Origin of the sequence: Polyangium sorediatum (assembly GCF_029946465.1) — a bacterium.
In the GTDB taxonomy this organism is placed as follows: domain Bacteria; phylum Myxococcota_A; class Polyangia; order Polyangiales; family Polyangiaceae; genus Polyangium; species Polyangium fumosum.
Genome location: NZ_JARZHI010000026.1, coordinates 48590 through 61681 on the forward strand (window position 1 = coordinate 48590; position 13092 = coordinate 61681).

Consider the following 13092-nt stretch of genomic DNA (forward strand, 5'->3'; position numbering starts at 1 on the left):
GTCCATGCCCCCCGTTTATTCACCTTCCGTGCCACGCGCCGGATCTAGCTGATTCCAACCCCCGATGTCAGGCCCTGTGAACGGGCGGCCACGACACGCGTGGCGCCTCTGTCGCTCGCAAGGCACCATCGGGCCATGAAGCGCCGCCCGATCCTCCTCGCAGCGGGGCTCGCCGGCGCGATCGGCTTCTTCGGCCTCGGCTGGCTCGCGTCGCGCGGGTGTTCGCCCCCGGAGGCGCCGCCCGCGCCCCGCGCCCAGGGAGCCTCCGAAACACCCGACGCCGGCCCGCACGAGCCGATCCTGCTCCTCGACGCGTCCTCCATCGTGCTGCTCCCGGACGCCTCGCTCCGGATCGATCCGCCGGTCGCGCCCTTCGAAGAGCCCTGATCCCTCAGCTCGGCGCGAGCGCGAGCTCCTTCGAGTGCGGGATCCGCACGCAGAACGTCGTGCCCTTCCCAGACTCGCTCTCGACCTCGATCCCGAACCCGTGGTCGTCGAGGATCCGCTTCACCACCGCGAGGCCGATGCCCATGCCCTGCGATCGCGTCGTGAAAAACGCGTCGAAGAGCCGCTCGCGCGCCTCCGGCGGGATCCCCACGCCCCGATCCTCCACAGCGAGCACGACCGCGCCGCCCGCGTCCGCCTCGACGCGTACGATCACCTCCGCGCCCGCGGAACTCGCCTGAATCGCGTTGCGCAGGAGGTTCCACACGACCTGCCGCATCTGCGCCGTGTCGGCCTCGATCTCGAGCGAATCCGGCCCCACGTAGCGCAAGGGTACGTCACGGCCGCGGCCCGATTTCCCGGCGAGCATCACCACGTCGCGCGCGGTCGCAGCGAAATCCATCGGCGCCTTCGAGGGCGCGCGTGGGCGTGAGACGTCGAGCATGTCGGTCACGAGCTCGTTCAGCCGCGTCGTCTCCCGCTCGATGATCGCGCAGAGCGCTTCATCCTCGGCGCCGAGGGATCCACCCGTCCGCAAGAGCTCGATGGAAGCGACAATCGATCCGAGCGGGTTTCGGATCTCGTGCGCGAGCCCCGCCGCGAGTCGGCCGAGCGCCGCGAGCCGCTCCGCTTGCTCGGCGCGCGCTGTCGCCACCACGAGCCGACCGCCCGTGATACGGAGCCGCTCGGCCAGGTAACTGCCGAGCAGCGCCACAACGCTCATCGCCAGCAGGTTCAGCACGAGCGGGAACGCGGCCTCCGACCAGCTCGTCGCGTACGCTTCGAGCGGCTGATCCGGCGGCGGAAGCAGGTAGCCCTGCACGAGCAGCGTGCAGAGCAACGCGTACGACGAGGCCCCTGCGATCAGGCCGATGAGCGCGCCGCGCAGGCCGAGCAAGATCGCGCCGCAGAGACACGTGAAGCCATAGAGCGAGGTCGCACCGCTCGCCGCGCCGCCGGAGACGTAGACGATCATCGACCACGCGATCTGGTCGATGAACATCTGCCCGTACGCGAGCAGCGGCAGACCCTTGCCGAGCCGGAGCACCGCGGCGTAGATGCCCGTGAGCGCGAACGCGACCGCGAACGTGAGCATCGCGATCCGGCTCGAATCTGCGCGCGTGCCGATGCCGCCGAGGTAGATCGTCGTCATGACGATCAGCACGATCGTGAGGACGATCAGGCGCAGCCCCGTGAGCCACGCGAAGCGGACCGCGAACGAGCTCTCGGCGCCGTCGCGGAGGCCGAGCCTCATCACTCGCCCTTGATGTTGCCTGCGAGGCTGAAGATCGGGAGGTACATCGAGATGAGCACCACCCCGACGACCGCGCCGACGACGACCATGAGCAGAGGTTCGAGCAGCGAGGTCAACGCCGAGACCGCCACGTCGACCTCCTCCTCGTAGAAGTCGGCGATCTTGTTCAGCATCGTGTCGAGCGCGCCGGTCTGCTCGCCGACGGCCACCATCTGCACGACCATGCCGGGGAAGACTTTGATCTCCTCCAGCGGCTCAGCCATGTTCTTGCCCTCGGAGATCTTGGCCCGCGCGTAGACGAGGCCCTCCTCGACGATCACGTTGCCCGCGGTCTTCGCCACGATGTCGAGGGCGTCGAGGATCGGCACGCCGGAGCCGAGCAAGGTGCCGAGCGTCCGCGTGAACCGCGCGACCGCGATCTTTTGCATCACCGGCCCGAAGATCGGCAGCTTCAGCATGAGCTTGTGCGCCATGCGTTTGCCCTTCGGGTTCTGGTAGAACTTGATCGCGCCGTACACGAGACCGATGCTGCCGACGATCGTGAACGGCAAGGCGCTGACGAACGCGCGCGACGTCGCGATGACCGCCTTCGTCAGCCCCGGCAGCGCATCCTTCGCGCCGAACTCGGCGAACATGCCTTCGAAGGCCGGGATCACGAAGGTCATCAGCACGATGATGACCACGATCATGATGATGATGACCGCCGTCGGATACGCCATCGCGCCGCGCACCTGACGCGCGAGCTTCGCGCGCTTCTCGATGTAGCCCGCGAGGCGGTTCATGATCGTGTCGAGGATGCCGCCGACCTCGCCGGCCTGGACGAGGTTCACGAAGAGCTCGTCGAAGATCTTCGGGTGCCGCCGCAGCGAGTCGCTGAACGTCGCGCCCTGCTCGACGCTGTTCTTGATGTCGCGCAGCGCGACCTGGAAGCGCGGGTTCGGCTCCTGGTTCGAGAGGATGTCGAGGCACTGCACGAGCGGGAGGCCCGCGTCGATCATCGTCGCGAACTGGCGCGTGAACTTGACGAGGTCCTGCGAGCTGACGCCCGAGCCGATCGTGACGTTCTTGAGATCGAGGCCCTTGCGCTTCTGCGTGATCTTCGTCGGGTTGAGCTGCAAGCCGCGCAGGCGGGTCTGCACGGCGGCCTCGTTCTCCGCATCCATCACGCCCTTGCGGACCTCTCCGGTCCTGGCACGGGCCTCCCATGCAAACTCGGCCATGGTTTCTTGCTCGACTCCCCGGTCTACCAGGATAAGGGGCGAGCGCGCTCGGGGTCAAAGACGCGGCACGTTTGATCGAATCGCGAGATCGTTGACACCCCCTCCCGCTCTCAACGCTTGGGGGCTACGCTCGGACAAGCCGAGCTACGCCCCCAAACCCCTCGGGCTCAATCCTCACTGCCGTGAAGAACGCCGCCCCCGCCATCGACCTCACGGCCGCCGCGCGCGTCGTCGTGGACGATCACCAGGCCGCGCCGTGCGCCGTGGTCGCCGCCGCACTGCGAACGCGCGCAGGCTGGATCCACGGCGCAGGCGCGGCAGGCGTCCTCTCGTTCGAGGAAGGCGCGCCACGCGCGGACCTCGATACGCCCTTCGATCTGGCCTCGGTCACGAAGCCCGTCACCGCGCTCGTGATGGCCCGGCTCGCTCGCCAAGGGGCGCTCGCCCGCTCGGAGCCGCTCGCCGATCTCGTGCCGATGCTCGCGAAGACACGCTCGGCGCGCGTCTCGCTCGACCTCCTCGCGGCCCATCGCGCGGGCCTCGACGCGCATGGCTCCCTTTACGGGCCGCTCGTGCGAGGCGAAGCCGTCGACGTCGAGGCCGCGCTCGTCATGGCCGGCGACGCGCGGCGCGACGGCTGCACGGGAGATCCGCCGCCGGAAGGGTTTCCGCCGGTGTACAGTGACCTCGGATACGTCCTCCTCGGCGCGGCGCTCGCGCAGAGGAGCGGGCTCGAGCTCGACGCGCTCGTGACGCGGGAAGTCACGGGACCGCTGGATCTCGACATCGGATCCTCGCGCACCCTCCGCGCGCAAAAGCCTTCGTTTGATGCGCGAGTCGCGCCAACCGAGATCGTCCCGTTTCGCGACGGCCTCGTGCGGGGCGCCGTGCATGACGAGAACGCCTGGGCGCTCGTGGGTCATGCGTCCGCGGGGCACGCGGGCCTCTTCGGGGACGCGCGCTCGGTCGCGCGGCTCGGCATCGCCGTGCTCGAAGCGCTCGCGGGTGAACGCCGCGATTTCCTCGACCCCGACGACCTCGCGCCGCTCGTCCGACCTCGCCCCGGCGGCTCGCTGCTCGCAGGCTTCGATCAGCGCAGCGGCAACGAGCCGAGCTCCGGCGCGCGCCTCGGGCCGCGGACCTTCGGCCACCTCGGCTTCACGGGCACGAGCCTCTGGATCGATCCGGACGCTGATTTCGTCGGCGTTTTGCTCACGAACCGGGTCCACCCGACGCGCACTGCGCTCGCGATCCGGCAGGCGCGACCGGCCGCCTACGACGCCATGTTCGACGCGATGGTGGAGGCGCAACGAGCCGCGAGATAAGCTCGCCCCGTGTCGCAAGGCGCCCCGGACCTCCAGGAACAGCCGCGCGTGCGTCTCATCGCGCCCGCGGCGAAGGCGCCTTCGAAACCGGCCAAGCGAGGCGCTGGGCCGCGCGGCATCCGGCCGAAGGGACGGCAGAGCTACCGCTTCATCCGCGCCTACACGACGACGTTCGTCGTCCTCGGCAGCTACCTCTGGTTCTTCTTCCTCGGGCGCTGGTTCGGGCAGGCGTGGCTCGATGCGCGCATGGCCGACGTGCACGGGCGCAACGCGCGCCGCGTGCTCTCCACGATCGTCGAGCTCCAGGGCCTGTTCATCAAGGTCGGGCAGCTCCTCAGCATCATGGCGAACTTCCTGCCCGCGCAGTTCCGCTCGGGCCTGGAGGCGCTGCAGGATCAGGTCCCGCCACGGCCGTACCGCGAGATCGCCGAGCGCATCGAACGCGAGCTCGGCAAGCCCGTCGGCGCGATCTTCGATCGCTTCTGCGAGGAGCCGATCGCGAGCGCCTCGCTCGGTCAGGTGCACGAGGCGTGGCTCAAGAACGGCGCGCACGTCGCAGTCAAGGTCCAGCACCGCGACATCGACGAGATCGTGCGGCTCGATCTCACCACGATCCGCCGCATCATGCAGATCGTCAGCATCTTCGTCCCCGTGCAGGGCCTGGACGCTTACTACCACCAGGTCCGCTCGATGATCCTGGAGGAGCTCGATTTCCAGAGCGAGGCGCGGAACATCACGCGCATCGCCGACAACTTCCTCCGTGATCCCACGGTGCGCTTCCCGCGCCCGATCGACGGTTATTGCACGAGCCGCGTGATGACCACGGACTTCGTGCCCGGCGTGAAGATCGGCGACATCACCGCGCTCGACGCGCGCGGCGTCGATCGCAAAGCGCTCGCCCGCAAGGTCGTGCAGGTCTTCTGCCAGCAGATCTTCGTCGACGGCATCTACCACGCCGATCCGCACCCCGGGAACATGCTGGTCGGCGACGACGGCGCGCTCGTCCTGCTCGATTTCGGCGCCGTCGCGGAGCTCTCGCCGCAGATGCGCGAGGGCATCCCCGAGTTCCTGGAGGGCGTGATCCGCCGCGACACCGATCAGCTCATCAAGGCCATGCGCAAGATGGGCTTCCTCTCGCGCACGGACTCGCCCGACGTGAGCGAGAAGGTCATCGAGTTCTTCCACCAGCGCTTCCAGGACGAGGTGAAGATCGACACCTTCAACCTCAAGGACATCAAGCTCGATCCGCAGAAGGGCATCGAGAGCCTCGTCGATCTGCGCAAGATGAACATCGGCCTGAAGGAGCTCTCGGGCGCCTTCCACATCCCGCGCGACTGGGTCCTGCTCGAACGAACGATCCTCCTGCTCACGGGGCTCTGCACGCAGCTCGATCCCGAGCTCTCGCCGATGGAGGTCATCCGGCCCTACCTGCAGGACTTCGTGCTCGGCAACCGCGACTGGGCACAGATCGCAGTCGACGCGGCGAAGGACATGGCCCTCAAGGCCATCACGATCCCCGAGGACCTCCGCAAGTACCTGAACCGCGCGAACCGCGGCGAGTTCGAGCTCCGCGTGAAGGGCCTGCCGAGCGCGGCGCGGCTCGTCTACGCCGGGATCCGCCAGCTCATCTACGCGGCGATCGGCATCGCGTCGGGCTTCGCCGCCTTGCAGCTCCACCTCGCCGGCCAGGCGCACCTCGCCCGGTATTGCCTCTACGGCGCCGCGGCCGCGGGCGTGCTCCTCCTCGGGAGCCTCCTGCTCACGCGGACGAAGTAGAGACCTCGCGCTTTCCCCCGTTGACGGTGGCCCGGGACGAACGTCAACGTTCGCCCATGAGCAGCGAAGTGCAAGACAGGCTCGAGGCCGCCCGGAAGGCAGCGGAGGCCGAGGTCGAGCGTCTGAAGGCGGAACACGACAAACTCGCGGAGAAGATCGCGAGCCTCGGCGACGACTCGCCGGATCGACGAGCCGAGCTCCGCCGCCGCAGGGCCATGATCGTCGACGCGCGCGAGGCCCTGAAGGACACGGAGGCCGCGCTCCGTTTGTTCGAAAAAACTGGCAAGGAGCACGCGATCATCGTGGAGGGGACGCGGGTCTTCGGCTCGGTCGCCGTCCGCGTCCCGCCGGGCACGTCGCACGAGGCGCGCGGCCGCGCCATCGACGACGAGCTCTCGGGATCCCTCGCCGACGTCGCGGCCGAGCTCGGCGTCATCCTCGCGGCCGCGCCTTCGCGGTACACGCGCGAGCGCCCTGGCCGCGACGCCGAGGGCCGCACGGTGCTCGACGTCTTCGGCCGCGTCGAGGGCGACACGCTCGTGCCCGCGATCAGCAGCGCCTCGCGCAACCTCCGCGTTTAGTCCCGAGGGGGACGCCTCGTGTCCCCCTCTCGGCCAGGCAAAGCCCCGGCCGATTCACCCCCTGGAGGGAGATCCCCTTGCGATCTCCTGGTTTACTTGCCGGCGCGCATCCGCTCGCGGATCGCCTTCGCGCGTTCCTCGCTGTCCGGGTGCGTCGAGAGCAGCTCCGGCACGGGCATGGCTTCGAGGCTCTCGAGGAAGCGCGCCAGCCCCTCGGGGCTCTTGTTGCTGCGCGCGAGCAGATCCACCCCGAACGCGTCGGCCTCTTCCTCCATCGAGCGGCTGTAGCGCAGCGTATCGAGCTGCGAGGCGCCCGCGATCACCGTGGCCGTGATGTCGTTCAGGTCGCCCACGACGAACGCGATCGTCAGCCCGAACAGCGCGTTTCGCGCGAGCGATCGCACGCCGTGTCGCTTCACCGCGTGCCCGATCTCGTGCGCGAGCACGCCGCGCAGCTCCTCGTCGTCGTCCTTCGACCGATCGAGCAGCCCCGTCAGCACAAAAACCTCACCGCCGGGGAGCGCGAATGCGTTCACCTGATCGTCCTTCAGCACCGTGATCCGCGGCGCCACGAGGACACGTCTTTCCTCGTCCGTGAGGCTCGATCGCAGCTCCTCGAAGATCCGATCCACGCGCGCCTTTTGGTCCTCGGTCGGCGCGCCGGAGAGCCCATGCTGCGCGCGCATCGCTTCGCCGGCCGTCTTTCCGATCGCCGCGTCGGCGTCGGGCGGGATCACCGCGACGATGGCCGTGGACGCGTATCCGGCGCACCCACGCGCGGCGAAGATCAGCCCCACGATGGCGAGGAGCAGGATCCCGAGCTCGGCGACCAGGCGCTTGGGGCTGTGCCCGAATCCCGTACCGGACGCACCTTTCCCACTTCCCGCTTCCGCTCCCGACATGTCTCCGTTATACCCTGCCCGCCTCTCGGCCGCCCGTGGGGGGAGCGCGTCGACACGCACGCCGTCCCGGCCGAAAGACCTCCTCCCGAACGAATGGGGAAGGATTCGGATGCAACACATCGTCAAGTACGAGCCGACGTTCTCGATGCTCCAGGTGAGCCTCGCCCCGGGCGAGACGATCATCGCGGAGGCTGGGTCCATGGTCGCCCGTTCGAGCAGCCTCACGATGGAGGTCAAGCTCAACGCGGGGAAAAACGCCGGTTTCTTCGGCAAGATGAAGGCGTTCTTCATCGCGATCATCCGCAAGATCGTTGGTGGTGAAACCTTCTTCGTGAACCACTTCTCTGGCCCGCAAGGCGGCTGGGTGTGGCTCGCGCCCTCGCTCTCGGGCGGCATCAAGCCGATCCAGCTCGCCGGCAACTCCATGATCTTCAGCGCCGGCGCGTTCCTCGCGAGCGCGGGCGACATCGACCTGAAGATGCGCTGGGGCGGCCTGCGCGCGTTGCTCGCGAAGGAAGGCGCGTTCTTCATCGAGGCCTCCGGCAACGGCCAGGTCTTCGTGACGAGTTACGGGGCGATCGACGAGATCGACTGCAACGGCAGCTACATCGTCGACAACGGCCACATCGTGGGCTTCGACTCGTCGTTGAACTTCAAGATCCGCAGCGGCGGCGGCGGCCTCCTCGGCTTCATGGCCTCGGGCGAGGGCATCGTTTGCGAGTTCCAGGGCCAGGGCAAAATCCTCATCCAGTCGCGCAACACGAGCGCGCTCGTCGACTGGCTCACGCCGATGCTGCCGCCGTGAGGCGAGGGGCTTCCGGAGATAAGGACGAACAGCGATGCAAGTGAACCTTCTTTACCGCCCGTCGCAGTCGCTCGCGCAGTGCTGGCTGCAGAACGGCGAGTCCGTCGTCGCCGAGAGCGGCGCGATGGTCGGCATGTCGACCAACGTCCAGATGCAGACGCAGTCCGGCGGCTTCATGAAGGGCCTCAAGCGGCTCTTCGGCGGCGAGTCGTTCTTCCGCAACACCTTCACCGCGCAAGGCGGCCAGGGCGAGGTCCTCTTCGCCACGCCGCTCTGCGGGGACATGGCGGTGCTCGAAGCCGGCCACAAGCAGTGGTGCATCCAGAACAGCGCCTACGTTGCTTCGAGCCCCTCGGTCGACGTGAAGACGAGGACCGGCGGCTTCAAGGGCATGTTCTCGGGCGCGGGCCTCTTCCTGCTCGAAACGTCGGGGATGGGCCAGGTCGTCATCGGCACGTTCGGCGCGCTCGAACAGGTGCAGGTCGACGGGAGCATGGTGATCGACACGGGGCACCTCGCCGCGTGGGAGTCGACGCTCACGTACAAGGTCGGCAAGAGCGGATCCGGCTGGATCGCCTCGTTCCTCTCGGGCGAGGGCCTCGTTTGCCACTTCGAGGGGCAGGGCACCGTGTACCTGCAGTCCCGCAACGCCGCCGAGTACGGTGCGACGATCGGCGCTCTCTTGCCAGCGCGCGAGCAGTGAAGAGGTCTTAACCGTGCGACACGAGATCCGTCACAACCCCGACTTCGGCCTGGTCCAGGTCCACTTCGACCAACCCGGCGAGCAGATCATCACCGAGAGCGGCGCGATGGTCGCGCGCGACACGGGCATCGAGATGAAGACGAGCTTGCAGGGCGGCATCGGCGGCGCCCTCAAGCGCAAGCTGCTCGGCGGCGAGAGCCTCTTCCAGAACACGTTCACGGCGACGGCGCCGGGGCAGAGCATGTGGTTCGCGCCCGCGCCCGAAGGCGCGATCGTGTGCATCACGATGCAGCCGGGCATGGAGCTCTTCCTGCAGTCCGGCGCCTACCTCGCTTCCACGCCGGGCGTCACGCTCGACACGAAGTGGCAGGGCGCGAAGGGCTTCTTCTCGGGCGGCCTCTTCCTCATCCGCGCGTACGGCCAGGGTTACCTCTGGTTCAATTGCTACGGCGGCGCGCACGTGCTCGACATCGGCCAGCAGTACTACGGCTACATCTGCGACAACACGCACATGGTCGCGTTCACACAGGGCCTCCAGTACAACATCAGCAAGGTCGGCGGCTTGAAGAGCCTCTTCCTCGGCGGGGAAGGCCTCGTGTGCAACTTCCAGGGTCAGGGCCGCCTCTGGCTCCAGACGAGGAACCCGAGCTCGCTCGCGTCCTTCCTCCACCCGTTCCGCCCGGTCAAAGCCAAATCTTCGGGTTGAACGTGAGCGCGACGAGGCCCGAAGGTACGTTGGTCTCGTCGCGCACCTCGCAGCAGTTCCCCGCACCCCCGTCCACAAACGAGCATTGCGTTCGGCGGGGATCCATCGGTAAAGTACCTCTATCCGTCGAGCCACGCCTCGCGGCAACCCGTCTATGTGGAAGCTAACGATCGAGGACGACGAGGGGAAACAGACCGTACTCCCTCTCGCCCACGACGAGTACGGGCTCGGACGCGGCGAAGGTAACTCGATTCGCCTGACCGACCGCAACGTCTCGCGTAAACACGCGCAGCTCAAGCGGAACGGCCAGGGATGGTCGATCTCCGATCCGTCGAGCTACAACGGGACCTTCGTCAACGGCGTCCGTGTCGTCGGGGATCAGGCGATCAACGGCGGCGACGTCATCCAGCTCGGCGACTACCGCATCGAGCTGGTCGACGAGTCGAAGGTGGTGCCCGCACCGGACGCGACAGCGCAACAAGGCGCGCTCGCGCAGGTGCCGGTCCATCAAAGGCCGAACCGCCTCGTCGTGGTCGTCGGGCCAAACCCCGGCGCCGAGTATCCGCTCGATCGTGAGCACTTCACGATCGGCCGCGCCGAAGAGGCGACGATCTCGATCAACCACAGCTCCGTCAGCCGCCTGCACGCCGAGCTCATCGCGCTCGGCAACGGCCGCTACGAGATCATCGACAAGGGCAGCGCGAACGGCATCCGCATCAACGGCGTGGAGCTGAAGCGCGGCATCCTCGAAGCGGGCGACGCGCTCGAGCTCGGCGACGTGCGCCTGCGGTTCGTCGGCGCAGGCAAGATCTTCCGCGCGGGCATGGGCCTCGGCGTCGACGGCCAGGCCATGCGGCCGATGGGCTCGTTCGACAACGTCGCGACGAGCGTGGGTACGCCCGCGCCGCCGCCGCGCGGCCCGAGCCTCGGCAAGCTCATCGGCATCGGCGCGGTGGTGGGCCTCGTGGTGATCGGCGTGATCGTCGGGATGACCCGGACCCCGACGACGACCACGACAAACACCGTCGAAACGCCGGAGATGAGCGCCTTCGAGGCGCAGGTCCTGAAAGAAGCCCAGGAGCTCGTCGACGCGAAGGACTTCGATCGCGCGCACACGAAGCTCCAGGCCATCAACGACAACTCGCCCGTTCGCGAGAGCCAGCCCTTCAAGGACATCGAGTCGAAGTGGGCCGACTGGATGTTCAGCAAGGCCGATCAGCTCGAAGACGTGGCCGAGAAGAAGCGCATCTTCCAGCAGATCGCCTCCACGCCGAGCGTGAGCGCAGACCAGCGCAAGAAGGCCGCCGATCTGCTCCACGCCCTCGCCGGGCCGGAGCCGACGGCGCCCACGCCGAACAACGGCGGCGGCACGTACGTCCCGCCAAACCCGGGCGGCGGGAGCTTCAACAACGGGAGCACGAGCGGCGCCACGGGCGCCACGCCGGCCAAGTCGACGGAGCCGACCGCGGCGACGACGCCGACGGCGCCGCCGCCCCCCGGACAGTTCGACGAGGCCGCGATTCGCAAGGGCCTCGAGCCGAGGGTCTGGTCCGGCAAGGCGAGCGAGGCAGACATCAAGATGCTGATCGCGATCTGCAGGCACCAGCGCGACACGGCCTGCAAGGACCGCGCAGTCGCGATGCTCAAGCAAAAGCAGGGCGGCTGAGCGCGCGCCGATGACCGGTCGTCGTCGGCGCCGCGCGGCGGCCGCCTCCCCGCGCGCACAAGCCCAGAAATCCCCCACGAAGGCCCAAGCTCCCGAAGCAGCGCCCAAGGCGGCCCCCGCGCCGCAGGAAGCGCCGCAGACGGCGTCGCAGGCCAAGGACGCGCCGCAGGCCAAGGACGCGCCCCGCGTCGCGCCTGCGCCCACGGAGGCGGCAGCGCGGCCCGCAGCGACGCCGGACGGCCCCGAGGCGCCGCGCGTGAACGGACTGCGCTCGCAAGCCGTGATCGCGCTCGTCACGCTCGCCGCGCTCGTCGCCGTGCCCTACCTCGCCCCGTCGCTCGCGCGCCTGCGCCTGCTCACGCCGCTGCCCGAAGGCGAAGGCCTCGTCGCGGTAGCGCCCACGCCCGAGCCCGCGGCCTCCGTCGGCGAGACGGCGCTCGCGATGGAGACGACGGAGCAGGCCGAGCTGCGCCAGCCGGAGGAGGTCGCGCTCCCGCCCGCCGCAGCCGAGATCGTGCCCGCGGCGAGCACCACCGAGACGGGAAAACCCCCGCGATCGATCGAGGATCCCTCGGGTCACGCGCTCGACGCGTTTTACGGCCGCCTCGCCGCCGTCGAACGCAAGGAGCCAAAGGCGATCGCGCGCGTCACTTACTTCGGCGACTCGATCGTGGCGAGCGACTTCGTCACGGCGACGCTGCGCCGCAAGCTCCAGCGCCGCTTCGGCGACGCGGGCCATGGCTTCATGCTCATGGCGAACGCCTGGCCCGGCTACTTCCACAACGACGTCGTGCGCTTCGCGGCGCCGGGCTGGCAGGTCAGCCGCGTCGTCGGCCCCTACGCGAAGGACGGCTTCTACGGCCTCGGCGGCGTCTCGTTCCGCGCGCAAGGCAAGGGCGCGTTCTCGCGCTTCGCGACCACGAAGACCGGCACCTTCGGCCGCGCCGTCTCGCGCTTCGCCGTGAGCTACCTCGAACATGCCGACGGAGCTCCGATGAGCGTGAGCATCGACGGCGCCCCGCGGGAGACCATCGATACGCGCGCCGACGCCTCGGCCTCACGGCAGCGCGTCTACGAGGTCCCCGACGGCCCGCACGAGCTCGAAGTGCGCGCCGAGGGCCCGGGCGTGCGCGCGTTCGGCGTGACCATGGAGCGCGACGTGCCCGGCGTCGTGCTCGACGCGATCGGCATCCAGGGCTGCCGCATCCGCTTCCTCGACAAGAGCGACGACGCGCATTTCGCCGAGCAGCTCAAGACGCGAGATCCCGCGCTCACCGTCTTCCAGTACGGCATGAACGAGAGCGAGGACGGCGAGCTCTTCCCGCTCGATCAGTACGCGTCCACGATGAAGGCCGTGCTCGTGCAGGCGCGCGCGGCGCTGCCCCAGGGTTCGTGTTTGCTCATCGGGCCGATGGATCGCGCCGACAAGAAGGGCACGGGCTACACGAGCCGCCCTGTCGTGCCGAAGCTCGCGGCGATCCAGCGCAAGGTCGCGGCCGAGGTCGGCTGCGGGTACTGGGACACGCTGAACGCGATGGGCGGGCTCGGATCGATGGGCGTGTGGGTGCAGCGCGGCCTCGGCGGGGCCGATCTCGCGCACCCGTCGAGCGCCGGCGCCGAGGTGCTCGGCGGCTGGATCTACCTCGCGTTGATGGAGGGCTACGAGGCCTTCCTCGCGCGGGGCGGCGGGCGCGCCGCGCCTCGCTGAT

The 13092-nt window shown here is 68.7% G+C and carries 13 protein-coding genes; 9 read left to right on the forward strand and 4 right to left on the reverse strand.

Annotation, left to right across the window (positions count from 1 at the left end):
- Positions 1 to 135 precede the first annotated feature (135 nt).
- On the forward strand, positions 136 to 387 hold the full coding sequence (locus QHF89_RS26575) for a hypothetical protein (protein WP_136967740.1): 252 nt from the start codon (positions 136 to 138) through the stop codon (positions 385 to 387).
- 4 nt (positions 388 to 391) lie between these two features.
- Here QHF89_RS26575 and QHF89_RS26580 read toward each other — a convergent pair whose 3' ends face one another.
- Both QHF89_RS26580 and QHF89_RS26585 read right to left on the reverse strand, forming a co-directional pair.
- Positions 392 to 1699: a sensor histidine kinase gene (locus QHF89_RS26580; RefSeq protein WP_136967739.1), complete on the reverse strand. Its 1308-nt coding sequence runs from the start codon at positions 1697 to 1699 to the stop codon at positions 392 to 394.
- Entirely contained in the window at positions 1699 to 2919 is a 1221-nt protein-coding gene (locus QHF89_RS26585; protein ID WP_136932491.1) for a type II secretion system F family protein, read from the reverse strand. The genes QHF89_RS26580 and QHF89_RS26585 overlap by 1 nt, the downstream gene beginning before the upstream one ends.
- A 182-nt stretch (positions 2920 to 3101) precedes the next feature.
- On the opposite strand from QHF89_RS26585, the gene QHF89_RS26590 reads away from it, so the two are divergent.
- The 3 genes from QHF89_RS26590 to QHF89_RS26600 are packed head-to-tail and all read left to right on the forward strand — an operon-like array spanning position 3102 to position 6601.
- On the forward strand, positions 3102 to 4244 hold the full coding sequence (locus QHF89_RS26590; RefSeq protein ID WP_284720960.1) for a serine hydrolase domain-containing protein: 1143 nt from the start codon (positions 3102 to 3104) through the stop codon (positions 4242 to 4244).
- Positions 4245 to 4253: 9 nt separating this feature from the next.
- Positions 4254 to 6020: an ABC1 kinase family protein gene (locus QHF89_RS26595; RefSeq protein WP_136967738.1), complete on the forward strand. Its 1767-nt coding sequence runs from the start codon at positions 4254 to 4256 to the stop codon at positions 6018 to 6020.
- 56 nt (positions 6021 to 6076) lie between these two features.
- Positions 6077 to 6601 (forward strand): hypothetical protein, encoded by a 525-nt coding sequence (locus QHF89_RS26600; RefSeq protein WP_136967737.1) that lies wholly within the window; start codon positions 6077 to 6079, stop codon positions 6599 to 6601.
- A gap of 92 nt (positions 6602 to 6693) precedes the next feature.
- On the opposite strand, the gene QHF89_RS26605 is transcribed toward QHF89_RS26600, so the two are convergent.
- On the reverse strand, positions 6694 to 7503 hold the full coding sequence (locus tag QHF89_RS26605) for a M48 family metallopeptidase (protein WP_136932494.1): 810 nt from the start codon (positions 7501 to 7503) through the stop codon (positions 6694 to 6696).
- A 109-nt stretch (positions 7504 to 7612) separates the two neighbouring features.
- Between QHF89_RS26605 and QHF89_RS26610 the strand changes: the two genes are divergently transcribed.
- From QHF89_RS26610 to QHF89_RS26620, 3 genes are read left to right on the forward strand one after another with little or no spacing between them, the layout of a single operon-like run.
- Positions 7613 to 8308 carry a TIGR00266 family protein gene (locus tag QHF89_RS26610; RefSeq protein ID WP_136932495.1) on the forward strand — a complete coding sequence of 232 codons (696 nt, stop codon included), beginning with the start codon at positions 7613 to 7615 and terminating at the stop codon, positions 8306 to 8308.
- Positions 8309 to 8342: 34 nt separating this feature from the next.
- A complete protein-coding gene (locus QHF89_RS26615; protein ID WP_136967735.1) occupies positions 8343 to 9011 on the forward strand; it encodes a TIGR00266 family protein in 669 nt (222 codons plus the stop codon).
- A gap of 13 nt (positions 9012 to 9024) precedes the next feature.
- Positions 9025 to 9717, forward strand: a complete 693-nt coding sequence (locus QHF89_RS26620) for a TIGR00266 family protein (protein WP_136967734.1) — start codon at positions 9025 to 9027, stop codon at positions 9715 to 9717.
- Here QHF89_RS26620 and QHF89_RS26625 read toward each other — a convergent pair.
- Positions 9695 to 9823, reverse strand: coding sequence for a hypothetical protein (locus QHF89_RS26625; RefSeq protein WP_284720961.1), 129 nt, complete (start codon positions 9821 to 9823; stop codon positions 9695 to 9697). The two genes, QHF89_RS26620 and QHF89_RS26625, sit on opposite strands and share 23 nt — an antisense overlap.
- Before the next feature lie 48 nt (positions 9824 to 9871).
- On the opposite strand from QHF89_RS26625, the gene QHF89_RS26630 reads away from it, so the two are divergent.
- Both QHF89_RS26630 and QHF89_RS26635 read left to right on the forward strand, forming a co-directional pair.
- Entirely contained in the window at positions 9872 to 11383 is a 1512-nt protein-coding gene (locus tag QHF89_RS26630; protein WP_136932498.1) for an FHA domain-containing protein, read from the forward strand.
- Between the two features lie 10 nt (positions 11384 to 11393).
- On the forward strand, positions 11394 to 13091 hold the full coding sequence (locus QHF89_RS26635; RefSeq protein ID WP_136967733.1) for a hypothetical protein: 1698 nt from the start codon (positions 11394 to 11396) through the stop codon (positions 13089 to 13091).
- The last annotated feature ends 1 nt before the right edge of the window (position 13092 follow it).